The sequence below is a fragment of the Actibacterium atlanticum genome (genome assembly GCF_000671395.1).
GTDB classification, from domain to species: domain Bacteria; phylum Pseudomonadota; class Alphaproteobacteria; order Rhodobacterales; family Rhodobacteraceae; genus Actibacterium_D; species Actibacterium_D atlanticum.
Genome location: NZ_AQQY01000005.1, coordinates 54,525 through 79,675, shown reverse-complemented (window position 1 = coordinate 79,675; position 25,151 = coordinate 54,525). Strand labels below are relative to the sequence as shown.

The 25,151-nt window shown below is 57.9% G+C and carries 29 protein-coding genes and 1 tRNA gene; 14 read left to right on the top strand and 16 right to left on the bottom strand.

The window, feature by feature from the left end:
• The 6 genes from ATO10_RS08980 to miaB form a co-directional block, all read right to left on the bottom strand.
• Positions 1–879, bottom strand: a complete 879-nt coding sequence (locus tag ATO10_RS08980) for a hemolysin family protein (RefSeq protein WP_035250694.1) — start codon at positions 877–879, stop codon at positions 1–3.
• 38 nt (positions 880–917) lie between these two features.
• Positions 918–1,412, bottom strand: a complete 495-nt coding sequence (gene ybeY, locus ATO10_RS08975) for an rRNA maturation RNase YbeY (protein WP_035250692.1) — start codon at positions 1,410–1,412, stop codon at positions 918–920.
• Positions 1,413–1,451: 39 nt separating this feature from the next.
• On the bottom strand, positions 1,452–2,483 hold the full coding sequence (locus ATO10_RS08970) for a PhoH family protein (RefSeq protein WP_035250690.1): 1,032 nt from the start codon (positions 2,481–2,483) through the stop codon (positions 1,452–1,454).
• 150 nt (positions 2,484–2,633) lie between these two features.
• Entirely contained in the window at positions 2,634–2,936 is a 303-nt protein-coding gene (locus tag ATO10_RS08965; RefSeq protein WP_035250687.1) for a hypothetical protein, read from the bottom strand.
• A 12-nt stretch (positions 2,937–2,948) separates the two neighbouring features.
• Positions 2,949–3,461, bottom strand: coding sequence for an OmpA family protein (locus ATO10_RS08960; protein WP_051598051.1), 513 nt, complete (start codon positions 3,459–3,461; stop codon positions 2,949–2,951).
• A gap of 265 nt (positions 3,462–3,726) precedes the next feature.
• Complete coding sequence (gene miaB, locus ATO10_RS08955; protein WP_035250685.1) at positions 3,727–5,049, bottom strand: tRNA (N6-isopentenyl adenosine(37)-C2)-methylthiotransferase MiaB; 1,323 nt, start codon at positions 5,047–5,049, stop codon at positions 3,727–3,729.
• A 126-nt stretch (positions 5,050–5,175) separates the two neighbouring features.
• On the opposite strand from miaB, the gene ATO10_RS08950 reads away from it, so the two are divergent.
• Positions 5,176–6,045, top strand: a complete 870-nt coding sequence (locus tag ATO10_RS08950; protein ID WP_035250683.1) for a hypothetical protein — start codon at positions 5,176–5,178, stop codon at positions 6,043–6,045.
• A gap of 64 nt (positions 6,046–6,109) precedes the next feature.
• On the opposite strand, the gene irr is transcribed toward ATO10_RS08950, so the two are convergent.
• Positions 6,110–6,526 (bottom strand): Fur family transcriptional regulator Irr, encoded by a 417-nt coding sequence (gene irr / locus ATO10_RS08945; protein WP_035250680.1) that lies wholly within the window; start codon positions 6,524–6,526, stop codon positions 6,110–6,112.
• 163 nt (positions 6,527–6,689) lie between these two features.
• Between irr and fabA the strand changes: the two genes are divergently transcribed.
• From fabA to ATO10_RS08930, 3 genes are read left to right on the top strand one after another with little or no spacing between them, the layout of a single operon-like run.
• The gene (gene fabA / locus ATO10_RS08940) at positions 6,690–7,199 is read left to right on the top strand and encodes a bifunctional 3-hydroxydecanoyl-ACP dehydratase/trans-2-decenoyl-ACP isomerase (RefSeq protein WP_035250677.1); all 510 of its coding nucleotides are present in this window, start codon (positions 6,690–6,692) and stop codon (positions 7,197–7,199) included.
• Between the two features lie 23 nt (positions 7,200–7,222).
• Positions 7,223–8,452, top strand: a complete 1,230-nt coding sequence (fabB, locus tag ATO10_RS08935) for a beta-ketoacyl-ACP synthase I (RefSeq protein WP_035250674.1) — start codon at positions 7,223–7,225, stop codon at positions 8,450–8,452.
• A gap of 5 nt (positions 8,453–8,457) precedes the next feature.
• The gene (locus tag ATO10_RS08930; RefSeq protein ID WP_035250671.1) at positions 8,458–9,246 is read left to right on the top strand and encodes an enoyl-ACP reductase FabI; all 789 of its coding nucleotides are present in this window, start codon (positions 8,458–8,460) and stop codon (positions 9,244–9,246) included.
• 86 nt (positions 9,247–9,332) lie between these two features.
• Here the strand turns inward: ATO10_RS08930 and ATO10_RS08925 are convergent, their stop codons facing one another.
• Together ATO10_RS08925 and ATO10_RS08920 are read right to left on the bottom strand one after the other, a co-directional pair.
• Positions 9,333–9,938: a hypothetical protein gene (locus tag ATO10_RS08925; protein ID WP_035250668.1), complete on the bottom strand. Its 606-nt coding sequence runs from the start codon at positions 9,936–9,938 to the stop codon at positions 9,333–9,335.
• Between the two features lie 57 nt (positions 9,939–9,995).
• On the bottom strand, positions 9,996–10,424 hold the full coding sequence (locus tag ATO10_RS08920; protein WP_035250665.1) for an FKBP-type peptidyl-prolyl cis-trans isomerase: 429 nt from the start codon (positions 10,422–10,424) through the stop codon (positions 9,996–9,998).
• A gap of 170 nt (positions 10,425–10,594) precedes the next feature.
• Here ATO10_RS08920 and ATO10_RS08915 point away from each other — a divergent pair, with 170 nt between their 5' ends.
• From ATO10_RS08915 to ATO10_RS08885, 7 genes are all read left to right on the top strand, one after another.
• Positions 10,595–11,281 (top strand): haloacid dehalogenase type II, encoded by a 687-nt coding sequence (locus tag ATO10_RS08915; protein WP_035250662.1) that lies wholly within the window; start codon positions 10,595–10,597, stop codon positions 11,279–11,281.
• A complete protein-coding gene (locus tag ATO10_RS08910; RefSeq protein ID WP_420313637.1) occupies positions 11,281–12,102 on the top strand; it encodes an alpha/beta fold hydrolase in 822 nt (273 codons plus the stop codon). The genes ATO10_RS08915 and ATO10_RS08910 overlap by 1 nt, the downstream gene beginning before the upstream one ends.
• On the top strand, positions 12,099–13,073 hold the full coding sequence (locus ATO10_RS08905; RefSeq protein WP_035250656.1) for a threonine ammonia-lyase: 975 nt from the start codon (positions 12,099–12,101) through the stop codon (positions 13,071–13,073). The genes ATO10_RS08910 and ATO10_RS08905 overlap by 4 nt, the downstream gene beginning before the upstream one ends.
• Entirely contained in the window at positions 13,070–14,263 is a 1,194-nt protein-coding gene (locus tag ATO10_RS08900) for an endonuclease/exonuclease/phosphatase family protein (RefSeq protein ID WP_035250653.1), read from the top strand. Before ATO10_RS08905 ends, ATO10_RS08900 begins: the two co-directional genes overlap by 4 nt.
• The gene (pcaD, locus tag ATO10_RS08895; RefSeq protein WP_035250650.1) at positions 14,260–15,042 is read left to right on the top strand and encodes a 3-oxoadipate enol-lactonase; all 783 of its coding nucleotides are present in this window, start codon (positions 14,260–14,262) and stop codon (positions 15,040–15,042) included. The genes ATO10_RS08900 and pcaD overlap by 4 nt, the downstream gene beginning before the upstream one ends.
• Before the next feature lie 72 nt (positions 15,043–15,114).
• The gene (locus ATO10_RS08890) at positions 15,115–16,320 is read left to right on the top strand and encodes a TCR/Tet family MFS transporter (protein WP_035250648.1); all 1,206 of its coding nucleotides are present in this window, start codon (positions 15,115–15,117) and stop codon (positions 16,318–16,320) included.
• Positions 16,321–16,473: 153 nt separating this feature from the next.
• Positions 16,474–17,079 carry a TetR/AcrR family transcriptional regulator gene (locus ATO10_RS08885; RefSeq protein ID WP_035250646.1) on the top strand — a complete coding sequence of 202 codons (606 nt, stop codon included), beginning with the start codon at positions 16,474–16,476 and terminating at the stop codon, positions 17,077–17,079.
• A 7-nt stretch (positions 17,080–17,086) separates the two neighbouring features.
• On the opposite strand, the gene ATO10_RS08880 is transcribed toward ATO10_RS08885, so the two are convergent.
• From ATO10_RS08880 to ATO10_RS08865, 4 genes are all read right to left on the bottom strand, one after another.
• Positions 17,087–17,163 (bottom strand) — tRNA-Arg (locus tag ATO10_RS08880).
• Between the two features lie 70 nt (positions 17,164–17,233).
• Positions 17,234–19,012, bottom strand: coding sequence for a PI-PLC domain-containing protein (locus tag ATO10_RS08875; protein ID WP_035250643.1), 1,779 nt, complete (start codon positions 19,010–19,012; stop codon positions 17,234–17,236).
• A gap of 102 nt (positions 19,013–19,114) precedes the next feature.
• Positions 19,115–19,612 (bottom strand): GNAT family N-acetyltransferase, encoded by a 498-nt coding sequence (locus ATO10_RS08870; RefSeq protein ID WP_035250641.1) that lies wholly within the window; start codon positions 19,610–19,612, stop codon positions 19,115–19,117.
• A 1-nt stretch (position 19,613) separates the two neighbouring features.
• Positions 19,614–19,925, bottom strand: coding sequence for an ETC complex I subunit (locus tag ATO10_RS08865; protein WP_035250638.1), 312 nt, complete (start codon positions 19,923–19,925; stop codon positions 19,614–19,616).
• 170 nt (positions 19,926–20,095) lie between these two features.
• Between ATO10_RS08865 and uvrB the strand changes: the two genes are divergently transcribed.
• Positions 20,096–22,261, top strand: coding sequence for an excinuclease ABC subunit UvrB (uvrB, locus tag ATO10_RS08860; RefSeq protein ID WP_035250635.1), 2,166 nt, complete (start codon positions 20,096–20,098; stop codon positions 22,259–22,261).
• Between the two features lie 18 nt (positions 22,262–22,279).
• Here uvrB and ATO10_RS08855 read toward each other — a convergent pair whose 3' ends face one another.
• Positions 22,280–23,074, bottom strand: a complete 795-nt coding sequence (locus ATO10_RS08855; protein ID WP_035250632.1) for a hypothetical protein — start codon at positions 23,072–23,074, stop codon at positions 22,280–22,282.
• A gap of 174 nt (positions 23,075–23,248) precedes the next feature.
• On the opposite strand from ATO10_RS08855, the gene ATO10_RS08850 reads away from it, so the two are divergent.
• Positions 23,249–23,575: a DnaJ family domain-containing protein gene (locus ATO10_RS08850; protein WP_035250630.1), complete on the top strand. Its 327-nt coding sequence runs from the start codon at positions 23,249–23,251 to the stop codon at positions 23,573–23,575.
• 101 nt (positions 23,576–23,676) lie between these two features.
• Positions 23,677–24,372: a hypothetical protein gene (locus tag ATO10_RS08845; RefSeq protein WP_035250628.1), complete on the top strand. Its 696-nt coding sequence runs from the start codon at positions 23,677–23,679 to the stop codon at positions 24,370–24,372.
• Between the two features lie 8 nt (positions 24,373–24,380).
• On the opposite strand, the gene ATO10_RS08840 is transcribed toward ATO10_RS08845, so the two are convergent.
• Both ATO10_RS08840 and ATO10_RS08835 read right to left on the bottom strand, forming a co-directional pair.
• Positions 24,381–24,701 (bottom strand): antibiotic biosynthesis monooxygenase family protein, encoded by a 321-nt coding sequence (locus ATO10_RS08840; RefSeq protein ID WP_035250624.1) that lies wholly within the window; start codon positions 24,699–24,701, stop codon positions 24,381–24,383.
• Positions 24,702–24,743: 42 nt separating this feature from the next.
• Entirely contained in the window at positions 24,744–25,151 is a 408-nt protein-coding gene (locus ATO10_RS08835) for a universal stress protein (protein ID WP_035250622.1), read from the bottom strand.

Sequence of the window (25,151 nt, the reverse complement as noted above, 5' to 3'; positions counted from 1 at the left end):
TTAGGTCGCTTTCTGGATGTCAGCGGGCAGACGCACCCGCAGCCGTTTGATACGGCGCGGATCGGCATCGACCACTTCGAACTCGGCCCCGCTTTCATGCTGAACAACCTCGCCCCGCGCGGGAACCCGGCCCGACAGCATAAAGACCAACCCGCCCAGCGTGTCGATCTCTTCTTCGTCCTCTCCATCCAACAGCTTGAAGCCCAGCTCGGTCTCGAATTCATCCAACGGGGTACGTGCGCGCGTCAGGTAAATTCCTGGCTTTTCAAGGGTCCAGAACCGGCCCTCGGCCACGTCATGTTCGTCTTCGATTTCACCGACGACCTGTTCGATCAGATCCTCGATCGAGACCAGCCCGTCCACACCGCCGTATTCGTCGATCACCAAAGCCAGATGCATCCGTTCGGTCTGCATCTTTTGCAAAAGCACCCCAATCGGCATGGACGGCGGCACGTACAAAAGCGGGCGCAACAAAGGTGCGATTTCAAACTCGTTGCCGACGCCGTTGAAGCCGTACTTCAGCGCAAAGTCCTTCAGGTGCACAAAGCCGCGCGGCGTATCCAGCGTACCGTCATAGACAGGCAAGCGGCTCTTGCCGCTGTCGCGGAATACATCCACCAAATCCGCTTTAGAGATGTCTTCCGGCACGGCCACAACCTCGACCTTGGGAATGGCCACATCATCCACGCGCAGTCGGCGTAGGTTGACCATGCCCGGTGCGGGCTGCTCAGGCGGCAGCGTCGTGGCAGGCAAATCTGGTTGAGGTTCTGTCGAAGAGAACATGGCGCTGACGCGGCTCCAAAAGCCGCTGTTGCGTTTGTTGGTTTCAAGCAGCGCGCTCTGCGCCGCGTTAGAAGACCCGTCGGTCTGGTCGCCCATCGTTCCTTACCAATTTATCGCGGTATCATGACCCGCTTTTATTCATATGGGTCTGAAATGCCCATTTTAGCAAGTATTTCAACCTCTAGCCGCTCCATCAACTGAGCATCTTTCGGCCGAATGTGGTCAAAACCCAACAAATGCAGGGTGCCGTGAACCAAAAGATGCGTGACATGGTCTGCGAAAGGCTTGCCCTGCTCTTGTGCTTCGCGGGTACAGGTTTCAAAGGAGATGGCGATGTCGCCCAGTTCCAAGGGCATATCCGGGAAGTCAGGTTCCGGTTGCGTGGGCTGCCCGCCGTCCGCTTGGGCTGCCAGCTCCTGTGCGGGCCACGAAAGAACATTGGTCGGTGTCGGCTTGTCACGGAAATCGGCGTTTAACACCGCAATGCGGGCATCATCACAGCCCAGCAGGCTGATTTCGGTGTTACCCAACCGCAGATGCGCAACTACCGCGCCACAGGCGGATCGCGCCAAAGGCCCAAGCTCCGCCGCGTCCCAGCGCGGCTCTTCGATCAGAATATCAAGCTCCATATACGCCCCATACTGCCGAAATCGGCGCAGGGAAAGGCATCAGGCCTTTTTGGCCTGCGACTTCATGTCTGCGGCGTCATAAGCCTCGATGATCTTGGCGACCAGCGGGTGGCGCACGACGTCTTTCGAGGTGAAGTAGTTGAAGCTGATCTTGTTGATGCCCTTCAGCAGGTTCTCGGCATCGCGCAGGCCCGATTGCACACCGCGCGGCAGGTCCACCTGGCTGCGGTCACCGGTGATCACCATGCGCGACCCTTCGCCCAGGCGGGTCAGGAACATTTTCATTTGCATGGTGGTGGCGTTCTGGGCTTCATCCAGAACCACAAAGGCATTCGCCAGAGTGCGCCCCCGCATAAAAGCCAGCGGTGCGATCTCGATCTTTTTCTCTTCGATCAGTTTAGTGACTTGCTTGGAAGGCAGGAAATCATTCAGCGCGTCATAAAGCGGCTGCATGTACGGGTCGACCTTGTCTTTCATGTCACCGGGCAGATAGCCCAGCTTTTCGCCCGCTTCGACGGCGGGGCGCGACAGGATGATCCGATCCACATGACCGCCAATGAACATGTTCACAGCAACCGCCACTGCCAAGTAGGTTTTACCGGTACCCGCAGGACCGATCCCAAAGGCCAATTCGTTTTCAAACAAGGACGTCACATAAGCCTTCTGCGCATCTGTGCGCGGCTCAATCGTTTTTTTACGGGTCTTGATCTCCACGGTGCCACCTTTGAACAGCTCCATCTGATCGCCGTCCCGCGTGCCAGTACCTTCGGCAGAATCTCCCATACGGATGGCGCCATCTACGTCACCGGCCTCGACCTGCTTGCCACTTTCGAGACGGGCATAGAGCTGTTGCAGCACCATGGCCGCCTGTCCGCGGGCCTCGCCATCGCCCACGATGGCAAGCTGATTGCCCCGCCGCAGAATATGGACACCCATCTTGTGTTCTACCTGAGCGAGATTGCGGTCAAATTCTCCGCACAAATCAATCAAGAGACGGTTGTCAGGAAACTCCAGAAGAAGTTCGTGTGCTGCTTCTGCGTTCGGCGGGGGTGTGAGAGCGCTTATGCCCAAAAAGGACTCCGTTGGTTAGATCCTACATAGATATGGTGGCCCTCAATATAGATTCACGCAAGCACTAGGTTTCGCATTTCACGAATTTGATACGAAAAAGGCCGCAACCCGGCGGGATGCGACCTTTTTTGAAACAGTTTTGATGCGAAATCAGATCGGATCTTCGATCGCAGAGCCACTTTTGTAGGGGCCGACGGCCGTTTCGGGCGGAGCAATGCCCGAACACACCGGTTTACCGTACTTATCGAGTCGCGCCGACAGATAGCCTTCGGCGCCGTCGTCGATGATCCAGTGGTCACAGCCCTGCGGATCAACCCAAATCCCGGCGCGCAGCTGGCTAAGATCCTTGCGGTCGATGCCATAGTCGCGGGTCTTGTCCCGTTTAGGGGCGTCGATACAGCCTGCCAGCAGCAAGGCCGACATGCCAAACGCGATTGCTTTGATCGGTTTCATGATCGCCTCTCCTTAACGCAAGCAGATGATTTCAACACGGCGGTTGCGCGCCATGCCGGATGCGGTCTTGTTGCTGGCCACCGGTTGGCGTTCCCCGTACCCGCGCACATCGGCAATGCGGGCACCCACGCTGCGGGCAACCGATGCGACCGAGTTCGCACGACGCTGCGACAGCGCCATGTTATATGAATCCGAGGCGCGGGCGTCTGTGTGTCCGACAATGATGAACGACGTCGCGCTGCTCTCATTGAAGAACTTCTGCAAACGCGCTTTGCCCGAAGCGGTGATGTGGTGTTTGTCGGTTGTAAACAACTGATCCGACGCAATCACACCGCAGGTATTGCCACGGCGGCAAACCGGAATGCCATCACGGTTGACGTGCGGGGTCATGTAGCCTTCCCAGCCATCATCCATAACCCAGTGTTCGCATCCGTCCGGGTCAACCCAAATCGTCGGCGTATAGCGTTCACCCTTGATAACCTTCTGCTGCGCCTGAGCAGCCCCCGCGCTCACGGTCAGGGCCATGGCCAGCGCTGCAGCGCCTCCTAGCCCAACCCGAGCTGCCTGAATAATCCTCGTCACCACTTTTCTATCCTTCGCAGAAAATCACCGGGCGCATTACATGATACGAACAGCGCCCACACCGCATCATTTGCGAAAGTCTAGCAAATTTTGTATGTATGTGAAGAAAGATTTACCACATATTGTATCAATTTTCGCAACAATTCCCGCAAACTGGCGAAATTTACCCCCAAATATGAACGATCCCCGCTGCAGCGCGGCGTTTGTGTCAGATCAATTCGCCGGCCAGAGAATTTGAGGACGTTCCGGTAATCCGCACACGCGCCACCTGCCCCAGCAGGCTTTCAGGTGCCTGAACGTAAACCGCATGCAAGTGATCCGACTTTCCGACCATCTGCCCGGGCAGCCGACCTTTCTTTTCAAACAGCACGCCAACCTCGCGCCCAACCATCGCGGCCTGAATCTCAGCCTGCTGCTGGTTCAGCAGCGCCTGCAACCGTTGCAGCCGCTCTGATTTCACGTCTTCGGGTAGCTGTTCACGCTCTGCCGCCGGGGTGCCGGGTCGGGTGGAGTATTTGAAACTATAGCATTGTCCATAACGGACCTGTTCAACCAGTTTCAGCGTGTCCTCGAAATCGGCATCGGTTTCTTCCGGGAAGCCGACGATGAAATCGCCCGAGAGCAGAATATCGGGGCGGGCTTCGCGAATCCGGTCAATCACCCGCAGATAGCTTTCCGCAGTGTGGCTGCGGTTCATCCGCTTCAAAATGCGGTCACTGCCCGACTGCACCGGCAAGTGCAGATAGGGCATCAGTTTTTCACAATCGCCATGGGCGCGGATCAGGTCGTCTTCCATGTCGTTGGGATGGCTGGTGGTATAGCGAATACGCTCCAGCCCATCGACTTCGGCCAGTTCGCGGATCAGTCGGGCAAGTCCCCAGTCACCACCCTGCGGTGCGTCGCCATGATAAGCGTTGACGTTTTGACCCAGAAGCGTGATCTCGGCTACGCCGCGTTCGACCAGATCGCGGGCCTCGGCCAACACACGTTCAGCGGGGCGCGACACCTCGGCCCCGCGGGTATAGGGCACCACGCAGAAGGCGCAGAATTTGTCGCAGCCTTCCTGCACCGTCAAAAACGCCGAAGGTGCGCGACGCGCTTTGGGGCGCGATTTCAGCTTCTCGAACTTGTCTTCCTCGGGGAAATCAGTGTCGAGCGCTTTCTCGCCTTGCTGGGTTTTCGCCTCCATCTCGGGCAGGCGATGATAGCTTTGCGGGCCAACCACCAGATCGACCAGCGGCTGACGGCGCATGATCTCTTCGCCTTCGGCCTGCGCCACGCAACCTGCAACCCCGATTTTCAGATCAGGTTTGTCCGCCTTCAGCCCTTTGAACCGGCCTAATTCAGAATAAACCTTTTCCGCCGCCTTTTCCCGGATATGACAGGTATTCAGCAAGATCATGTCGGCATCATCGGGGCTGTCGGTCGTGACATAGCCCGCGCCGCCCATGGCTTCGGACATGCGCTCGCTGTCATAGACGTTCATCTGACAGCCATAGGTCTTGATAAAAAGCTTCTTTGGGTCGGCCATGATCCTGCCTCGAGGTTTTCAAGGCGCCTGCTTACACAATGCCGCGGCGCGCCGCAACGCTTGCAATGTCAACCAAATTGCAGGACTTTTGCGACAAAGCCAAAGTGCGGGCAGCAGGGGCCATTTATGAAGTATCCGAGTTTGAACAAGTTTCTGGCTGATGGCACTGGCGTGCTGTCAAAGGGTCCGATTGCGCTGATCCTGGTGGAAGACCCGGTCGAGGTCGACACGACAATCCGCCATCATCTGAACATCGGCTTCAAAGCGGTGGTCGTTCTGGCGCCCGTCGGGATCGAGCTACCGGATGATGTCACCGATCGGGTGCATCACGTCACTCTGGACGTCTATCGCGAAGGCGCTTTCATTCGCGCCATCAACCGGATTATCGAATCCGCCCCCGGCCAGTGGTTCTATTACTGCTACAATGCAGAATACCTGTTCTTCCCGTTTTGCGAGACCCGCACCATCGGCGAGATGCTGACGTTCCATAACGAAGAACGTCGTGACGCGATGCTGACCTATGTCATCGACCTTTACGCCAAGGATTTGGATCAATACCCCGATGCGGTTTCCCTTGAGACCGCCCAGTTGGACAAATCAGGATATTACGCTCTGGCCCGCCCTGACCCGGGCAACAATGATCATCCCCGAGAGCGGCAGCTGAACTTCTTTGGCGGGTTGCGATGGCGGTTCGAAGAACACGTGCCTAAAGCGCGGCGCAAGATTGACCGCATTGCGTTGTTCAAAGCAAAGCCCGGACTGCGCCTGCGCGCAAATCACACCTTCAGCGATGAAGAGTACAATACCTATGCCTGTCCCTGGCACCACAACATCACTGCGGCAATCTGTTCGTTTCGAACTGCTAAAGCGCTGAAGTCAAACGCCGGGTCGACCTTCGATATTCACACCTTCACCTGGCACAATTCCACGCCGTTCAACTGGTCGTCGCAGCAATTGCTTGATTTGGGATTGATGGAACCCGGCCAGTGGTTCTAGGGCCGAAAACCTTGGTCGAACGTTATTCACCACATAATTTTCGACGGATGTTATGGCTGGGGTCTTAAGCTTTGCGCAGACGGATCACCACGTCGATGCGCGACAGTTCCGCCCCTTCGGGCAACTCGGGCAATGACGCAATGCGCAAACCATCCGCAGAAGCATCTTCCAAGGCGCCGTTCTCTTCCCAATAGAAATGCGGATGTTCATCCGTGCGGGTGTCAAAATAGCTTTTGGACCCATCCACCACGACTTCACGCATCAGCCCTGCGTCACAAAAAGCCTTGAGCGTGTTATAGACCGTCGCCAGCGAAACCTTCTCGCAGCTCTCTACCGAAGCGGCAAACAGACTTTCCGCGGTGACGTGGCGGTTCTGACCATCCCCGACAAGCAATGCCGCCAATTGCACGCGCTGCCGCGTGGGGCGCAGGTCTGCGCTTGCCAGCCATTTGGTACCACGTTCGATTGCGTCGGGTGTCATTCTGCCTATCCGCGAACTTCTCATGGCGCTTTATAAAGCCTTTTTGGGGATATTTTCAATGCACCTCAGCTTTGGTGCCCCAGCGCACCAGCTATTGCAACGCCTTCGAACGCAGTGTTACAGGAACATTGCAATGCAAAACGAACATAAGGGCGGGGGCTGAATGAGCGACTTTCCAAGTAGCTTTAGCAAAGATGATCTTCTGAAATGTGCACGTGGGGAGCTGTTCGGTCCGGGCAATCCCCAGTTACCTGCTCCGCCGATGCTGATGATGGACCGCATCACTGACGTAAGCGCAGAAGGTGGTGCCCATGGCAAAGGACACATCACCGCCGAGTTCGACATCTCCCCCGACCTGTGGTTCTTTGACTGTCACTTCCCCGGCAACCCGATCATGCCCGGCTGTCTGGGCCTGGACGGGCTGTGGCAGCTGACCGGCTTCAATCTGGGCTGGCGCGGCTGGAAAGGGCGCGGTTACGCCTTGGGCGTTGGCGAAGTCAAACTGACCGGCATGGTCCGCCCCGACCGCAAGATGCTGACTTACTATGTGGATTTCACCAAAGCTATCCAAACCCGCCGCCTGACCATGGGTGTGGCCGATGGCCGGGTTGAGGCCGATGGCGAGGTGATCTATCAGGTCAAAGACATGAAGGTCGCCCTCTCCGAGAGCTGAACCCAACAAAGAGGAGTGCGCCCATGCGCCGCGTCGTTATCACCGGGATGGGGATCGTCTCGCCGATTGGCAACACTGTTGCCGAGGTAGAAGCCAGCCTTCGCGCCGGCAAATCCGGCATCCGGGCCGAAGAGGAATACACCAAGCACGGCTTTCGCAGCCAAGTTGCCGGGATCCCGCAGATCGACCTGACCGCGGCCATCGACAAGCGCCAGCTGCGTTTCATGGGACCGGGTGCAGCATATAACTACATCGCCATGGAGCAGGCCATTGCGGACTCCGGTCTCGAAGACAGCGATGTTTCGAATGAACGCACCGGCCTGATCATGGGCTCGGGAGGCCCGTCCACCTCGAACTTCTTCTCGGCCCATAACATCGTGATCGAAAAAGGCGCGCCCAAACGTATGGGTCCCTTTATGGTGACGCGCTGCATGAGCTCGACCAACTCGGCCTGTCTGGCGACCCCGTTCAAGATCAAAGGGATCAACTATTCGATCACCTCGGCCTGTTCGACCTCGGCCCACTGCATCGGCAACGGTGTGGAGCAAATCCAGATGGGCAAGCAGGACATCGTCTTTGCCGGCGGCGGCGAAGAGGTCGATTGGACCCTGTCGTGCCTGTTTGACGCGATGGGCGCCATGTCGTCTAAATATAACGACGCGCCTGAAACCGCCTCGCGCCCGTTTGATGCCACCCGCGACGGATTCGTGATCGGCGGCGGCGGCGGTGTTGTGGTTCTGGAAGATCTGGATCACGCTCTGGCGCGCGGTGCGAAAATTTACGCCGAGGTCACCGGTTACGGCGCCACCTCGGACGGCCACGACATGGTTGCACCGTCTGGCGAAGGCGGCGAACGCTCGATGCGGCTGGCCGCCAGCACCCTGCCCGAAGGCCGCAAGATCGACTATATCAACGCCCACGGCACCTCGACCCCCGCAGGCGACGTGACCGAGGTCAAGGCCGTGCGTCGCGTCTTCGGCGAAGGCTCGACCCCGCCGATTGCCTCGACCAAGTCGCTGACTGGTCACAGCCTGGGCGCCACCGGCGTGCACGAAGCGATCTACTCGCTGATCATGATGCAGGGCAACTTCATCGCTGCCTCGGCCAACGTCACCGAGCTCGACCCCGAAATTAATGAGGGTGAAATCGTCACCGAGCTGCGCGAAAACGTGGAACTGGACAGCGTCCTGTCCAACAGCTTCGGCTTTGGCGGCACCAACGCAACCCTCGTCATGAGCAAATACCACGGGTAACCGATATGGCTGATCTGATGAAAGGCAAACGCGGCCTCGTAATGGGTGTCGCAAATGAACGCTCCATCGCCTGGGGCATCGCCAAAGCGCTGGCTGCTGAGGGCGCCGAGCTGGCGTTCTCTTACCAAGGTGATGCGTTTGGAAAACGGGTAGAACCGCTGGCGGCCAGTGTCGGCTCCAACCTGCTGCTGGATGTGGACGTCACCGACGACGCCTCGCTGGATGCGGCCTTCGCCAAGCTGGAACAGGAATGGGGCAAGCTGGACTTCGTCGTGCACGCCATCGCCTATTCCGACAAGAACGAGCTGACCGGCCGCTTCATCAACACCAGCCGTGAGAACTTCAAAAACTCGCTGGTAATCTCGTGCTACTCGCTGATCGACGTGGCGCGGCGCGCCGCCCCGCTGATGTCTGAGGGCGGCACGCTGCTGACCCTTACCTATGCGGGCTCCAACCGCGTCACCCCGTTCTACAACGTGATGGGCGTGGCCAAAGCAGCGCTGGAAAGCACCGTGCGCTATCTGGCCAATGACCTGGGTCCCGATGGCATTCGTGTCAACGCCATTTCGCCCGGCCCGATGAAAACCCTGGCCGGGGCGGCGATCGGCGGCGCACGCAAAACCTATCGCTACACCGAAACCAACGCGCCGCTAGGGTCGAACGCAACGCTCGAAGCAGTGGGCGGTACAGCCGTCTATCTGGCCTCGGACAACGGCGCTTGTACCACCGGCGAGATCATCAATGTCGATGGCGGGGTTCACGTGCTGGGCATGCCGCAGCCAGACAACCTCTAAGCCTGAACGCCCCCCTCACCGCACACACCAATCCGACGCGCCCCGACTAGGGGCGCGGAGACATCTCTTGCGCGCCTTGGCGCGTTCTATTTGGCAGGATGCTCTTCGCGCAGCTTCGCCAGCTCGGCACGTAAACGGGTCAACTCGCCGCGATAATCCCCCGCGTCGCCGTAATCCAGAAACCCGCCATACAGATCATGCGTGTCATGCAAACGCCGCGCATGTTTGATCGGGCACCAGTATTGCTCGGTCCGCGCGGCGATCTCGCGCACATAAGAGATCACCCCGTTGCAATAGCCGCAGTAGATACAATTGAGCCGTTGCAATCCGTTCAGATAGGCCAAGTGCTGACGATCAATTGCGATGTGATCCGCGCGCTTTACCTTGGCGATGCCATAAACCGGAAAACAGATCGCGTGATAGAGCGACACGAAACCGTCCAACAGCGCTATTGGCAGGATAAGCGCGTAAATCAATGGTGCGGTGACAATGACCCGGAGCTTCGCCCGAGACAGAAAGCTGCGCAGGCTTTCGCGCGCTTCACGGTGGGCGCGGCGCGCGTCTTGCTCAAACTCCACCCGGCCATGGCGCACGCGATATCGAAATCGTTCTCTTCGCGCTTCGATCTCTTGCTGCAACGCTTCGCGCAGCTCGGCGAGCCGGGCCCGGATGGTATCGATATTGGGTTCCATGTTGCGCCCTCCCCCTGCAGTTCACCACAGCTGGGGGAGGGGCGCCCATGATCTGGATCAGCCGATCTTTACGATCTCAAAGGCAAAGGTCAGCTCTTTGCCGGCCAGCGGGTGGTTGGCGTCCAGTGTGATATGGGTCTCGGTGACCTCGGCGATGGTCACCGGAATGACCTGCCCCTGCGGGCTTTGCATCTGCAGCTGAAGACCGACCTCTTTGGGGATATCTGCCGGGACCTGCTCAATCGGGACCTGCTGCATAGCACCCTCCTGCTGCGGGCCGTATGCCTCTTCAGGGGCGATGCTCACGGTCTTTTTCTCGCCAACGGTCATACCGGGAAGCGCTTTGTCCAGCCCCGGAATGATCTGACCCGAACCAACGGTAAATTCCAGCGGATCGCGGCCTTCAGAGCTGTCAAAGACCGAGCCATCTGTCAGCGTTCCGGTATAATGAATGGCAACCTTGTCGCCCGATTTCACCTGGGTCATTGGTGATTTCCTTGTATTGCGGATGAATTTGCAGAGGCCGCGCATCATCGCGCCGGGTGCTCTGGGCGTCGCGCCACCCTAGGGGTTCTTACCGGATTGTAAACCCCGGCCCCAAGGGGGCTTCCCCCGCTTCAAGCCTTATGCCAACGTGCAACACAGGAGGACACCGCATGCCCATCACGACTTGCGTTTTTGACGCGTATGGCACGCTCTTTGATGTCACCGCTGCTGCACGGCAGGTCGCGGCGGAACCCGGGTTTGAATGCCTCTCTCAGACATGGCCTCAACTGGCGGCCCACTGGCGCAACAAACAGCTAGAATACACCTGGCTGCGGGCTGTGACCGACGCGCATACGGATTTTTGGCAGGTTACCCAAGATGGGCTGGACTGGGCGCTAGAAGCCTGCGCCTTGTCTGATCAAGACCTGCGCGCGCGGCTTCTGGCCCTGTACTGGGAGCTTGCCGCATACCCCGAAGTCCCGGCGATGCTGGAGCAGCTGAAACAGGCCGGGATGAACACCGCCATCCTTTCAAACGGGTCTCCGGCGATGCTGGAGGGCGCGGTAAATTCCGCCGGTATTTCCGCACTGCTGGATGTCACGCTTTCTGTTGAAAGCGTTGGTGTCTTCAAACCCGCCCCCCGCGTTTATGATCTTGTCGGGCATCACTTTGGCTGCGCTAAATCCGAGGTTCTGTTTGTTTCATCCAACGGCTGGGATGCGGGCTGTGCCACTGGGTACGGCTTTACGACAGCTTGGGTAAACCGCGCCAGCCAACCGACAGACCGATTGCCATGGAAACCAGCTCATACGCTGTCCGACCTCTGCCCTATCCCCGAATTAGCGAGAACCCTTTGATGGAATTTTACAATGCCGATGACGGCGCCCGCATTGCCTATCGTATCACCGGTAAGGGGCGGCCCTTGCTTTGCCTTGCAGGCCTGACCCGCACCGTCGCTGATTTCGACTACTTAGCGCCCCACCTGAACGATGTTCAAATGATCTGCATGGACTACCGCGGGCGCGGAGCATCGCAATGGACTGGGGCGCAAACCTATAGCGTCCCGCGTGAGGCACAGGATGCCATCAACCTGCTGGACCATCTGGGGATGGAAACAGCGCCTATCCTTGGCACGTCTCGCGGTGGGTTGATCGCGCTGGGGCTGGGCGCAACCGTACCCGACCGCGTGACCGGGGTGTGTTTCAACGACATCGGACCGGTGATTGAACGCGCCGGGCTGGAGGCGATCTTTAACTATGTCGGGCGCAACCCAGCTGCCAAAACCCATGAAGAAGCCGCCCAAGGGCTGGCCCAGAACATGACAGGGTTTGCAAACCTGCCGGAAAACCGCTGGATGGAAGAGGCCTGTAAACACTACACCCAGACCGAAAACGGGTTGCAGATCACCTATGATCCGGCCCTGCGCGAGGCCTTTATCGAAGCCTTCGACGGCCCCGAAGTGGATCTGTGGCCGATGTTTGATGCGCTTGCAGGCAAGCCTCTGGCGCTGATCCGGGGCGCAAATTCAGACCTGCTTTCCCAAGAAACTGCTGATGAGATGCAGCGGCGACGCCCCGACATGCTGTTCGCCAACGTGCCGGACCGCGCCCATATTCCGTTTTTGGATGAACCTCCGGCGCTTAAGGTCATTGACGGCTTCCTCAAGGCGGTCGCGTGAACATCGACCTGATCCGCGCCGCCGCCGCGCGGTTGGAAGGGCGCACGCGCCGCACCCCGCTTTTGTCATCACCTTTTCTGGACGAAATCGCCGGGCGGCGGGTGCTGATCAAACCCGAATGCCTGCAACATACAGGCAGCTTCAAGTTTCGCGGTGCCTGGTCGGCCTTAACCGCCCTGACACCGCAAGAGCGCGCCAAAGGCGTCTTTGCATACTCGTCGGGGAACCACGCACAGGGCGTGGCCTTGGCGGCTAAATTGAATGGTGTTCATGCTACCATCCTGATGCCCCGGGACGCGCCGAAGCTTAAAGTCGCCAACACCCGCGCCCTGGGCGCCAAGGTGGTGCTGTATGACCGCGCGTCCGAGAACCGAGAAGAAATCGGCGTAGCGCTGGCCAAGGAAAGCGGCCAGACCCTGATCAAGCCATATGACAACCCGCAGGTCATTGCCGGGCAAGGCACCACCGGACTTGAGATCGCACAGCAAGCGGATGGCTGCGCAAACGCGCAGGTTCTGGTGCCTTGTGGCGGGGGCGGGCTGACGTCGGGCATCGCGCTTGCCCTTGAAGCCAAGGCGCCGCAGATGCAGGTGCGTCCGGTCGAACCCATCGGGTTTGATGATGTCGCACGATCGCTGATCAGCGGGACAATCCAAACCAATCCACGCACGACTGGCTCTTTGTGTGATGCCATCATCACCCCCGCGCCCGGGGATCTGACTTTCCCGATCCTGCAACGCCTTTGTGGCCCTGCCCTGACGGTCAGTGACGAAGACGCCCTGCGCGCCATGGCCGCGGCGTTCACCCGTTTGAAGATTGTTATCGAGCCGGGGGGCGCGGTCGCGCTTGCCGCCGCGCTTTATCACCCGGACACCATCACCGGCGACACTGTGATCGTTGTCGCCTCAGGCGGTAATGTCGACGCCGACCTGTTCACCCAAGCCCTTTCCCGTTTCGGAGACGGATCATGACTGATTTCACCATCGCCTCGTTCAATGTCAAAAACCTGATCGGACCGGAAAAAGAGTATTACCGGTTCGAACAGTACACCCCCGAAGAATATGCGTGGAAGAAGGACTGGCTGGCAGATCAGGTCATGACGATGAACGCCGATATCGTCTGCTTTCAGGAAATCTTTGAAGAAGAGGCTTTGCGCGATGTCATCGACGAGGCCGATAACCGTGGTCAGGCCTCAAACGAGGCCAGCGTTCCCAACAAGTCAAAGCGGTACCATAAGAAGGCGATTTTTCGCAAACTTGCCTATGACGATTACAGCGAGGCCGCGCTGGCCTTTGCGCCAAACGTCTCGGACAGTGGGCCGGGCAACCGCCGCCCTGGCGTGGCCACTCTGTCGCGCTTTGGATTTGCCGAACCGCCCGAGATTATTCAGGTGCAGGACCCACCGCTTGAGATCGAATTCCATGAATTAGGAGGCGGCGACGCGGGCAGCTATCGCATTTCGCGCACCTCGCGCCCGATCCTGAAATGCCGCATTCCGGTGGGGGATCAGGTCGTGACCGTGTTCAATTGCCACCTGAAATCGAAACTGGGCGAGTTCATCCGCCCACACGGCGCGCGCTTTTCACCCGAGGTCGATCTTTTGCAGTATCAGGCGGCGGGACGGTCCATGGGCGCCTTGCGCTCTGGTCTGCGCCGAATGGCCGAAGCCTGGGTGCTGCGTGATCTGATTTTGGAGGAACTGAAACTGGGGCGCCCGGTGATGGCTTTGGGTGATTTCAATGACGGCGAACACGCGGTGTCTTCGGAAATCATCACCGGAGAAGTGCCGTTCCGCAACTATGCCTGGATGCGCCGCCATGACGCCGAAGAAGCCGATCAGCGCTATAACAAACACGAGGCGGCACAGATCAACGAAAGCGTCGAACGCGTGCGCCTGCACTCGGCCGAGAAGCTATTTGTCCGCAAAAGCCTGCGCGACATGGTCTATACATCGGCTTTCGGTGGCGTATTTGAATCCATCGACCAGATTCTGATGTCTCGGCATTTTCACCCCGACTATGAAAAACGCATCGCCGAAATGGACTATTTCAGCGTGTTCAATGATCACCTGACAGATGGGTCTCATCCTGAGGCACCGTATAACAAACTGGCCTCGGATCACGGGCAGATCATGGCGCATATGCGGCTGGTCGACGGATGAAGACGTTAAATCTGAACGGTGTTCGTATCGCATATTCCGATGTCGGAACTGGTGCTCCGGTGGTGTTTGCCAATGCGCTGGGGACAGATATGCGGGTCTGGGACCCGGTGTTGGACCACCTGCCCAAGGGGCTGCGCATTGTGCGCTATGACATGCGCGGGCATGGGCAATCCGATTGTCCTCCTGGACCTTATGCCATGGGCACGCTGGTGCGCGACGCCGAGGCGCTATTGGATGCGCTGAATATCCGAGACTGCGTGTTTGTTGGCCTGTCGCTGGGCGGGATGGTGGCGCAGGGGCTGGCGGTGAAACGGCTGGATCAGGTGCGCGCCATGGTGCTGTCAAACACTGCTGCGAAAATTGGGACGGCAAAGATGTGGCACGACCGGGCCGATGCCGTATTGCGCGATGGGTTAGCGCCCGTGCTGGACCCGACCATGGAGCGTTGGTTTACAAAGTCCTTCCGCGCCTCGCCCCAGGCTTCTTTCTGGCGTGACATCGTCGCCAACCAAAGGCCCGAAGGTTATGCCGCCTGTTGCCACGCCATCGCTGGCACCGACTTTTACACCCCCACTGCCAGTCTGACCCTGCCCACCCTGGGCATTGCGGCCAGCCATGATGGCTCTACCCCTGCTGATATGGTACGGGAAACCACAGACCTGATCAAAGGTTCGCAGTTCGCGCTGATCCAGAACGCTGGGCACCTTGCCTGTGTCGAAAAACCGGCCACCTATGGCGGCCACCTGACAAGCTTTCTAAACGCTATCGGGCACGTATGATGGCCCCTCTGGTTCACCCAAGGGCCGGACAAGTCTGTTTGATTTGCGCGGCATCCAAGGCAAAGATGCGTCATGCGTGATCGACTTCCTTTGATCTTCATCTTCGCGACCATCACAATAGATGCGATGGGGATCGGACTGATCGTTCCGGTCATGCCAGACTTGCTGCAACAAGTGCAGGGCGCGGATCTGTCTTTGGCGGCAAAATGGGGTGGGGTTCTGGCGACCAGCTTTGCGGTCATGCAATTTCTGTTCAGCCCGTTGCTCGGCAATCTGTCAGATCGGTTCGGACGTCGCCCGGTGCTGTTGGTATCCCTGGCAGTGATGGCCGCGGACTATATGGTGATGGCATTGGCGCACTCGATCTGGTTGCTGTTGATCGCACGAATTGTCGGCGGGATCACAGCGGCGACCTCCTCGACCGCGACGGCATATCTGGCTGACATTTCTGCGCCCGAACAAAAAGCCGCCCGGTTCGGTCTGATAGGCGCAGCCTTTGGCTTGGGGTTTGTCATTGGGCCGGTGATCGGAGGGCTGCTGGGAGAGCTAGGCCCGCGTGCCCCGTTTTGGGCCGCGGCTGGCATTGCCTTGGCCAACCTTCTGCTAGGCCTTATCGCCCTGCCCGAGACCCTGCCCGCCAACAAGCGCCGTCGCTTTGAATGGACACGCGCAAACCCGTTAGGCGCCTTTCGCGCGATGAGCGCTCTGCCCGGGTTGCGGCAACTGTTGGGCCTGTCGTTCCTTTACGAGTTTGCCTATGGCGTTTACCCCGCCGTCTGGGCCTATTTCACCCAACTGCGTTTTGGCTGGGAGCCACGCACAATCGGCCCGTCCCTGGCGGTGTTTGGCCTGTCGATGGCGATCTGCCAAGGCGCCTTGATCCGGCCTATCCTAAAAAGGTTAGGGGAACGATACACAGCGATGCTGGGGTTTGTGATCTCGACCATTGCGATGGCGGCGATGGCATTCGTGACACAGAGCGCTCTGGCCTTCGCGTTGATCCCGCTTGGCGCTTTGGGCGCTGTCACCGGACCCGCGCTTCAAGGCATGATGTCACGGCGCGCAGCCGCAAGCCAGCAAGGTGAACTGCAAGGCGCTGTCAGTTCAGCGCGCGCCATCGCTATGATCCTGTCTCCGCTGGTGATGACACAAAGCTTTGCCCTGTTCACCCATGCGGACACACCGCTTTTCTTTCCCGGCGCGCCCTTCGTTGTGGCCGCTGCGGTTATGGCGCTATGCGCTCTAGGGTTAAGCACGATGAGACGCGCGGGCATTTAGCGAAAAATCCCGCCCTTCCTGCCCGTATATTTGGCGATTCCTCGCCAATAGGCGTATTAGGTGAAATTGTTCGCGCTATAGGGGTTTTTCTCTGCTGCGCAGCAGCATAAAACTTGAACAAAGTTCACCCACTTTCACCGGGAATCACCTGCCATGTCACCGAAATCCACGCCCAAGAAAGACGCTCTGCGCGCAAAGCTGCTTGAAGTCGCCGAAGCCGAAATCGAAAATGGTGGCATCGTCGCCCTGCGCGCCCGGGATTTGGCCAACGAAGCGGGCTGCGCCCTTGGGGCTATCTACACGGTGTTTGGCGATCTGGGCGAAATCGCGATCGAGATCAACCGCCGCACCATGCTGCAAATCGCCGATCACTTGCGCGGCTCGATTGAAGGCATGGAAAACGAAGACCCGGGCGACATGATCATCACCTTGGCACAGGCCTATCGTTCATATGCCGAGGATCAGCCCCAACGGTGGCGCACCTTGTTTTCCATCGGCCTGCCGCCTGCTGACTCTGCTGAAGGTTTTTATGATGCGCTGGCGCCGATCACCAATCTCTTTGCCGAGCAGCTTGACCGCCTTACCCGCCTGTCCACCACATCTGAACGCAACCGCAATGCCCGGGCGATTTTCAGCTGTGTGCACGGGATGATTTCGCTGGGCGAAGAGCCGCGCCTGTCGGCCATGGACCCACGCGATCTGGATCGGATGATTTCACGCGTGGTGGGCACGCTGTGCGATAAAGATCAAAAGCTGTAAGCGCTATTGGCGATCCCTGAAGGACTCGAACCCTCAACCTGCTGATTAGAAGTCAGCTGCTCTATCCAGTTGAGCTAAGGGACCGCACCCCGCTTCCCTAGCAATGGCGCTTTGCAGGGTCAATCCGACGACCGGATTCCATAGCCGTAAAAGATTACGCTTTCAGGCGCTTGGTGTTGATGTCGATCATCCGATCCACCAATCGCGGGTCAACGTAATCCTGTATCGCAATGTTCACTTTGTCCTCAAGCTCGGGCAGCGAAGCTGGGTTAAAGATCATCTTCGCCAACTCTGCGTTCGCCTGCATGCCGGGAAGCGGCGAAATTGATGTCAGGATGTCCTGTAAGACCCACAGCGCCGTCGTGTTTTTGGCCTTTGGGTTCGCATTGACGTAAGGCGCAAACTGTAACCGCTTTTTCAAAGCCGTCACCAGATCGTCGACGTCGTTGGTGTTTGGCCAGAACTTTGTACCATTCCAGCCTTTCGCAAAAAGCTTTTTGCCGTTCCAAAAATATTGAGAATCTTGTGGCGACGCGATGTGGGTTGGCGGATCAAACGGGACGCTCAGAATGACCCGGCGCCGGCCCGGCGCGCTCCACAGGTCGCTCATCAGAGGGGGCCAGCGGCCCAGATCACCCGAACCCGAAGCCCTGTTTCGGATCAGGTACTTCGTGAGGTCACAATTCCCGACTGCGGCTGCGAGATCTTCATACCCCAGATCATCGCTGTCTTCGTAGTTTTCAAAATGGGTAAAATCCAGGATCAGGATTTCGTTCTTTCGATTGTCCCAATCGCTTTCGTAAAATTCCTCGACCTGATTCTGCAGGTCCAGCATCGTCACAGACGCTTCGAAAGAGCCATGATGGAACCGGTGCCCGACAATCGCCGGCAGGTAACGGCCCATGAACTTTAACCGAAGATCCATATAGCGGATGCCCAGTTCCAACTGGCTTTTGAAATCCAGCGCCTGCGTTTCGGCCCAAAGTTCGATCACTTTCATCATGTCCCAGCAGGCCGTATCGTGCGAACCAGGGATCGCCGCCTTATGCAGCGGTAGCTTGCCGAAATTTGGATATTGGCTTTTCATCCGCCCCATCCAGTTTGCACTTAGCGGGGTCTTTATCTTGGTGTGATCATCTTCGATCTCACCGTCGTCGCTTTTACCGCTGTCCCAGCAGGCCCAGTTCGCCGTGCCCAGGCAGTATTCATACGATACCGGCACACCGCTGCGTTCATAATAACGCAGCCCGGAAAACGCCGATCCTTCGGCCGCATTGGGGCTGTGTATTCGGTTTGAAAACGTCAGATTGAACTGAAAGTCATTGGTCTTGACCCAAACCCCGGCGCGATCATTGTCCAGCAGCAACAGGGTGCGCGACTTTCCCGGGGGTGGCATATCTGCCTGACAGGGCGCTCTGAGCCAGTTTTCAGCACCATCGCTATTGTCATTCCAATAGCTGATCAGGCTGAGATCACTAATCAGCGAATTTTGCAGCGTGACGAAGGCCCGCACGTCGTCCAGTTTGGTTTCATCGCAGGTTACATCCTTGGTGTCACAGCTGTCGCGGCTGCTCCAACTGGCCTTGTTAGGCGTGCCCACTTTGTAGGTCAGCGTGCAGTGATCGTCTGATTTATAAGTTTGAAGACCCGCGTCAACCATATGCGGGTAGTCGCTGTTTGACCCTTCTGCAGAAGACTTACCAATCACCGGCGTATTGAAAGACATCGCAGCAAAACCTGCTTCGTCCCCAGAGGTGTCGATCACCCGAAACCAAAATCCACCGCGCCCGCTGGTATCCATCCGAAACGCCGTCGACGACTTTGGCGGAATGCTTTGTGGCGGTGTCGTCCAGTCACTGCCCCAGCAGCCCAGATACTCAAGCTGATACTCACCACTTTCAACCGTTCCGGAAACAGAATAGCCCGAGCTCATGACAAATCCTTTTGCGTTTGCAATGGGGGCGCGCTGTGAAAATTAATGGAATGCGCGCGATCTATCCCACCACCGTAACCCAGGTTGGACATGCGTCAAATGTTAAGACGCGCGGGGTGTGTCAGCAGATGGGCCTAAGTCCAGTTGCATAAACACCGACCATGGGTCCGGACCATAATCGCCAAACGGACCGCAAATACGAAAACCAACGCTTTCATATAGGCGGCGTGCCGGCAGAAAATCATCGGTAGAGCCGGTTTCCAAAAAGACGGCCGATGCACCTTTGGAGCGGGCCAAATCCAACAAATGCGCCAACATCGCGCGGCCCGCGCCCGATCCGCGCACCTCGGACTTGGTGTGCATGGATTTCAATTCGACCGCGCCAGAACCCAGCTTGGCCAATGCGCCCATCCCCATCACATCGCCTTCGAGTTCCAGCAGGAAAAAGTCGACGCCCGGTGTCTCAAGGCCGGAACTGTCCAGCGCATGACAACTTTCTTCAGGGGATTGGTCTGCCATTTGGCCAAGATGGCGGGCAATCAAAGCCTGCGCATCAGGTTCAGTTGGGCGCGCTGCGCGGATCGTGAAATCCGCAGCCAAGTCAGTGGGTCCAGACCTGACGCCGATCCGTCGCAAAGTTCTCACCATAGCCACGCGCACGGATGTTGGGCTTGCGGGTCTTGGGCTCGGTCACCACCGCGTCGATCCCGTTGTCACGGGCATAGTCCAGCGCGGCTTCCTTCGTTTCAAACTGCAGCTTCACCTGCGCCTGAGTATCGGTCGAACTGGTCCAACCCATCAGGGGATCCACCGAACGGCTGGCATCCGCAGCATATTCCAAAATCCAATGGTGGGTTTTGGCAGTGCCCGATTGCATCGCGTTTCTGGCAGGCTGATAGATACGTGCGGCCATGGGAGACTCCTGAAAATCCGTGCCTCTGTTATCCAGAATTTCGCACGCAGGGGCAAGGCCTGCGACCAAATACATCGACCTGATGGCGGATTCTGTCAGCAATGGTTACAAACCACCTTGAAAGAGAACAAAAACAGATCAAATCTTCTGCAATGTCTCAGGAGACCTCGATGGACACCCCGATCCTGCACGCGCCCGCCGCCGATGTGAAAAACCGCCCCAAGCTGGAAGGCGGCAAACGCTTTGTGATGCAAACAGAATTTGAACCGGCGGGCGATCAACCCACCGCGATCACAGAGCTTTCTGCCGGCGTGGCCGCAGGAGAACGCGATCAGGTTTTGCTGGGGGCCACGGGCACCGGCAAGACCTTCACCATGGCCAAGGTGATCGAAGAAACGCAGCGCCCCGCAATCATCCTGGCGCCAAACAAAACGCTTGCGGCACAACTTTACGGGGAATTCAAAGGATTTTTCCCCGAGAACGCCGTCGAATATTTTGTCTCATTTTATGACTATTATCAGCCCGAGGCCTACGTACCGCGCTCGGACACGTACATCGAAAAAGAAAGCCAGATTAACGAACAAATCGACCGCATGCGCCACTCGGCGACGCGGGCTTTGCTGGAACGTGACGATGTGATCATCGTGGCTTCGGTATCCTGCATCTATGGCATCGGCAGCGTCGAAACCTACGGCGCGATGATTCAGGATCTGAAATCTGGCGGCGAATATGACCAGCGCGCCATCATGACGGATCTGGTTGCCCAGCAATACCGCCGCAATGACACCGCGTTTCAGCGCGGCTGTTTCAGGGTGCGCGGCGATAGCCTGGAAATCTGGCCCGCCCACCTTGAAGACCGCGCCTGGAAACTTTCGTTTTTCGGCGAAGAGCTGGAAGCGATCACCGAATTTGACCCGCTGACCGGTGAAAAGACCGGCACGCTGGAACACATCCGCGTCTATGCGAACTCGCACTATGTGACGCCGAAACCGACGATGCAGCAGGCCATTCAAAGCATCAAGAAAGAGCTGCGTCAGCAGCTGGACCTGATGACCAATGAAGGCAAGCTGCTGGAAGCCCAGCGCCTTGAACAGCGCACTAATTTCGATCTGGAAATGCTGGAAGCCACCGGCGTGTGCAACGGCATTGAAAACTATTCTCGTTACCTGACTGGCCGCGCGCCGGGTGAGCCGCCCCCCACGTTGTTTGAATTCATCCCTGACCATGCCATTGTTTTCGCAGATGAATCTCATGTGTCCGTGCCCCAGATCGGCGGCATGTACAAAGGTGACTTCCGGCGTAAATCGACGCTGGCCGAGCACGGCTTCCGCCTGCCCTCTTGCATGGATAACCGCCCGCTGAAGTTCGAAGAATGGGACGCCATGCGGCCGCAATCGGTGTTCGTGTCCGCCACGCCTGCGAACTGGGAGCTGGAACAAACCGGCGGCAGTTTCACCGAGCAGGTGATCCGCCCGACGGGGTTGTTGGACCCCGAGGTCGAAATCCGTCCGGTTGAAACACAGGTCGACGACGTGATGGACGAAATCCGCCGTGTCACCGCCGATGGCTTCCGCGTGCTGGTCACCACGCTGACCAAACGCATGGCCGAAGACCTGACCGAATTCCTGCACGAACAGGGCATCAAAGTGCGCTACATGCACTCGGACATCGACACGATTGAACGCATCGAAATCCTGCGCGATCTGCGGCTGGGCGCCTTTGACGTGCTGGTGGGCATCAACCTGCTGCGCGAGGGGCTGGATATCCCCGAATGCGGGCTGGTTGCGATTTTGGACGCGGATAAAGAGGGCTTCCTGCGCTCCGAGACCTCTTTGGTGCAGACCATCGGCCGCGCCGCGCGAAACGCTGAAGGCCGGGTGATCATGTACGGCGACAAGGTCACAGGGTCGATGCAGCGCGCGATTGACGAAACCAACCGCCGCCGCGCTAAACAGATCGCCTATAACGAAGAACACGGGATCACGCCCGAGACGGTGAAAAAGAACGTCGAGGACGTGCTGGCGGGCCTTTATCAGGGCGACACAGATATGAACCGCGTGACGGCGAAGATCGACAAACCCATGCACGGCGCCAACCTGGAAGCCCACCTGGACGGCCTGCGCGCCGAGATGCGCAAAGCCGCCGAGAACCTTGAGTTCGAAGAAGCCGCCCGTTTGCGGGATGAGGTCAAACGTCTGGAAGCCGTCGATCTGGCGATATCGGACGACCCGCTGGCACGGCAAACGGCGGTGGCCGCAGCGTCCGAGGCCGCGGTGGGCCGGTCAACCGCAGGCAGACCGGGGCAACGGGGTGGGTTTAAGAAGAGGGGGAGGTGATTCACAGACACTTTAGTTCTAGCCGGAAGGTTTCTTCAACCTTGAAGCCTCAAAGAAGAGTTTGAGCGGGGTTTCCCCCAGTTCACCGTATAGCTCTGGCTCAAGATAAGGTTTTGTGGGCTTCAAGGCCCATTCCGGAAACCTCTCTCTTTGAACCCAAACCAAATAATCCGTGAAAAAGTGAGTTAGTACTTTCGATGCCGCAAGAGCCCACTCCACCCACTTTCGAACGTCTTCCATCGTGTGGGGGCGATCATACTCTTCCGCATAGTGACGCCCAATGCGCCCCAAGAAAACGAATTCTTCACCCAAAGGATAAAAACTGTTGCCTATATTCCTATGAAGAAAAGCCTTGGTTATCGCTTTGTCGGAAACGTGCTCAAGGTTCTTCTTCGTTTCCGATGGAAGGTAGTGGTTTGTGGCGTGATCACGAATATCTTTGGCTAATGAGTAAATAGGATCTGCCTTCAGCTCATCAAAACTCTCTGAAAACTCTACAAGTTTGTTTCGAACATCACTTAGGCCATTGCGATCGGCAAGACGCTGATACTGGTCGAATAACTTCACGGCTTCAAAAATTTTGGCACATAAAGCGCGAGTAATGGTGTTTTCTTGAATCGCATGGGCAATCCTTAGCTCTTCGGCCTCAGGTTTTTGTGCCTTCGCATGAACCAGAAGCTTCTGAAACACCGAAATCTCGTCCATTGCGAAGGCGAGCGTCGCTATGAATGCCCACTCGGTTTCATCCAGCTTCTCAATGTCAGCTTTGGGGATCGATAGCTCATATAAATGCATAATTATCTTGTTGGCCATTCCCAGACAGTAGAGATGCGTGAAGGCTCAACAAGTCAAAACTATCAGTTCAAGGGTAGCGCCCGAGCCTGGGTGGGCGTGAAGCGCCCTCCCGGGGGGAGGGTCGGGCGCTGCCCGGGCTATCGCCCGGGCGTAGGACTGGAAGGGTCGTGCCCAGCTCCCTATGTTAGGGCTATGAAATGGCGCGACCTTGCAGAACAGCAGATCAAAAAGGCACAGGCCGAAGGGCAGTTGGAGGGCCTCCGCGGGGCGGGGAAGCCTTTGCCCGCTGCAGGGCATGGCGATTTCGCCGAAGAGGCCGGGTTTCGGATTATGGCCGAGGCGGGGGCGCTCCCCAAAGAGGTGGAGCTGCGCAAGGCGTTGAAAGCGCAGGCGCAAAAGCTGCAATCCTTGACCGACCCGAAAAAGCGCAAAGCCGCGATGGCCGAATTCGCCGAACTTCAGCAACTGCTGAATGTTCAGGAAGAAGCGCGACGTAAATATTATTCAAGCCGCGACTGATCACAGACTGACACAAAAACTGCGGATTTTCCCGACGAGTTAACAAAGCTTAACCGCCCATTAACCAACCCTGCGGATGCTGGCCCTAACAAGGGGTGCCAATGCGGTGGCTGTATCTGATAGCGATGATCTGGCTTTGGCCCGCCACGGCGCTGGCGGGGGCCTGGCCGCGCGGGGAGGGCAACATTTTTGTCTATACCTCCATCGTCGCCGACCCGGTTCAGGCCGTCAGCTATCTGGAGCTAGGTCTACCGCCCCCTTTTGAATGGTCGATCTATGCTGAATACGGTCTGAACGACCGCTGGACGTTGGGCTTTGACGGCCTGCAAATTGCCGAGCAATACAACGGTTCCAGCACCGCAATCGTGTTTGCCACCCGCAGTATTGGCACGTTTGAACGCCAGAAATTCGCCGGGTCCGTCGGGCTGGGCTGGCACCGCGAAACCGACACCGGGGCGCAAAGCTATACCGCCCGCTTGGGTGCGCATTGGGGCTTGGGTTTTGAACGTGCATGGATGGCCGCAGACATATGGGGCATCGCCGCGCTGAGCGATGGCGCGCAATCCGGGTGGAAGGCCGATTTCACCTATGGTCGCCGCTTTGGCAAGCGCTTCAGTGTGACGGGGCAGGTCCAGACCGGCCAGTCAGGCAGCGCGGACCCATATGTCAAACTCGTTCCCAAAGCAGGGATGTCCTTTGGCGAAAACGGTCGCCTGTTGCTTGAGCTGGGTTACGTGCATGGCGTCGCAAATGACTCCAGCCGCAAAGCACTGCTGGGTTTTTCGCATAATTTCTGATCCGCGGGTCAGTCGTAGACTTCCATCACCTCGTACATCACGGGTGTGAAGCTCTTGCACAGATCGTTGATCTTGCGGTTGCGGGCCCGCATTTCATCACTGCGCAACATTGCCTGAAAATCCTCGCGGCTCTCCCATTGCGAGTAATTGGCGATACGGGTCTGCGCGTCATTTACATGCAGACCCGCCCCCAGAAAACCCGGCTGTTTCGAAACGAAGGCGTCATAGGCGCTGCGCAATTCGTCAAGCAGATCGTGGCAGGTTCCCGGGGTCACCTCGAAAGTGGTGATCACGGTTTGACAGGTGGCATTCTTGGCAATTGTCGGCATCTTTTCCTCCCTTGTGCCGGCTTGGCTCGAACGTGTCTGCCCTCACCTTACCACATGAACGGCGCAGGGGGCGTGGCGCACCACGCGCGCGGCAGTCGACCCCAGAAAGTAGTCCTGCAAACCCGGGCGATGCGACGCAATCACGATGCAGTCCACGTCGTGTTCTTGCGCATAATCCATGATGGTACGCCCAGCATGGCCGGTCACGATCTCGGCGCGCACATTCCCAACGCCCCCCAGTTCGGCGTTAAGCTCTGTCTGCGCAGATTCCCGTAAGCGTTCTGGCTGATCTTCGGGCAGGTACTGCGCCACATAGGGCGACAGTGCCTCGACCACATGCAGCGCAATCACCTCTGCGCCGTCGTCTTTCAGCAACTGAGCAATGTTCAACGCCTTGGCCGTATGCGGTCCGTGATCCAAAGCGATGGGTACGAGTATCTTCTTGTACAT

What these genes read in the sequence shown, in the direction of transcription:
- uvrB (WP_035250635.1), top strand. Translation starts at nt 20,096, where the DNA reads ATGGACACCCCGATCCTGCACGCGCCCGCCGCCGATGTGAAAAACCGC.
- miaB (WP_035250685.1), bottom strand. Translation starts at nt 5,049, where the DNA reads ATGGCCGACCCAAAGAAGCTTTTTATCAAGACCTATGGCTGTCAGATG.
- ATO10_RS08960 (WP_051598051.1), bottom strand. Translation starts at nt 3,461, where the DNA reads ATGGCCCTGACCGTGAGCGCGGGGGCTGCTCAGGCGCAGCAGAAGGTT.
- pcaD (WP_035250650.1), top strand. Translation starts at nt 14,260, where the DNA reads ATGAAGACGTTAAATCTGAACGGTGTTCGTATCGCATATTCCGATGTC.
- ybeY (WP_035250692.1), bottom strand. Translation starts at nt 1,412, where the DNA reads ATGGAGCTTGATATTCTGATCGAAGAGCCGCGCTGGGACGCGGCGGAG.
- ATO10_RS08950 (WP_035250683.1), top strand. Translation starts at nt 5,176, where the DNA reads ATGAAGTATCCGAGTTTGAACAAGTTTCTGGCTGATGGCACTGGCGTG.
- ATO10_RS08835 (WP_035250622.1), bottom strand. Translation starts at nt 25,151, where the DNA reads ATGTACAAGAAGATACTCGTACCCATCGCTTTGGATCACGGACCGCAT.
- irr (WP_035250680.1), bottom strand. Translation starts at nt 6,526, where the DNA reads ATGACACCCGACGCAATCGAACGTGGTACCAAATGGCTGGCAAGCGCA.
- ATO10_RS08865 (WP_035250638.1), bottom strand. Translation starts at nt 19,925, where the DNA reads ATGGCCGCACGTATCTATCAGCCTGCCAGAAACGCGATGCAATCGGGC.
- ATO10_RS08875 (WP_035250643.1), bottom strand. Translation starts at nt 19,012, where the DNA reads ATGAGCTCGGGCTATTCTGTTTCCGGAACGGTTGAAAGTGGTGAGTAT.
- ATO10_RS08845 (WP_035250628.1), top strand. Translation starts at nt 23,677, where the DNA reads ATGCGGTGGCTGTATCTGATAGCGATGATCTGGCTTTGGCCCGCCACG.
- fabA (WP_035250677.1), top strand. Translation starts at nt 6,690, where the DNA reads ATGAGCGACTTTCCAAGTAGCTTTAGCAAAGATGATCTTCTGAAATGT.
- ATO10_RS08910 (WP_420313637.1), top strand. Translation starts at nt 11,281, where the DNA reads ATGGAATTTTACAATGCCGATGACGGCGCCCGCATTGCCTATCGTATC.
- fabB (WP_035250674.1), top strand. Translation starts at nt 7,223, where the DNA reads ATGCGCCGCGTCGTTATCACCGGGATGGGGATCGTCTCGCCGATTGGC.
- ATO10_RS08965 (WP_035250687.1), bottom strand. Translation starts at nt 2,936, where the DNA reads ATGAAACCGATCAAAGCAATCGCGTTTGGCATGTCGGCCTTGCTGCTG.
- ATO10_RS08840 (WP_035250624.1), bottom strand. Translation starts at nt 24,701, where the DNA reads ATGCCGACAATTGCCAAGAATGCCACCTGTCAAACCGTGATCACCACT.
- ATO10_RS08920 (WP_035250665.1), bottom strand. Translation starts at nt 10,424, where the DNA reads ATGACCCAGGTGAAATCGGGCGACAAGGTTGCCATTCATTATACCGGA.
- ATO10_RS08900 (WP_035250653.1), top strand. Translation starts at nt 13,070, where the DNA reads ATGACTGATTTCACCATCGCCTCGTTCAATGTCAAAAACCTGATCGGA.
- ATO10_RS08885 (WP_035250646.1), top strand. Translation starts at nt 16,474, where the DNA reads ATGTCACCGAAATCCACGCCCAAGAAAGACGCTCTGCGCGCAAAGCTG.
- ATO10_RS08980 (WP_035250694.1), bottom strand. Translation starts at nt 879, where the DNA reads ATGGGCGACCAGACCGACGGGTCTTCTAACGCGGCGCAGAGCGCGCTG.
- ATO10_RS08915 (WP_035250662.1), top strand. Translation starts at nt 10,595, where the DNA reads ATGCCCATCACGACTTGCGTTTTTGACGCGTATGGCACGCTCTTTGAT.
- ATO10_RS08890 (WP_035250648.1), top strand. Translation starts at nt 15,115, where the DNA reads ATGCGTGATCGACTTCCTTTGATCTTCATCTTCGCGACCATCACAATA.
- ATO10_RS08925 (WP_035250668.1), bottom strand. Translation starts at nt 9,938, where the DNA reads ATGGAACCCAATATCGATACCATCCGGGCCCGGCTCGCCGAGCTGCGC.
- ATO10_RS08850 (WP_035250630.1), top strand. Translation starts at nt 23,249, where the DNA reads ATGAAATGGCGCGACCTTGCAGAACAGCAGATCAAAAAGGCACAGGCC.
- ATO10_RS08855 (WP_035250632.1), bottom strand. Translation starts at nt 23,074, where the DNA reads ATGGCCAACAAGATAATTATGCATTTATATGAGCTATCGATCCCCAAA.
- ATO10_RS08930 (WP_035250671.1), top strand. Translation starts at nt 8,458, where the DNA reads ATGGCTGATCTGATGAAAGGCAAACGCGGCCTCGTAATGGGTGTCGCA.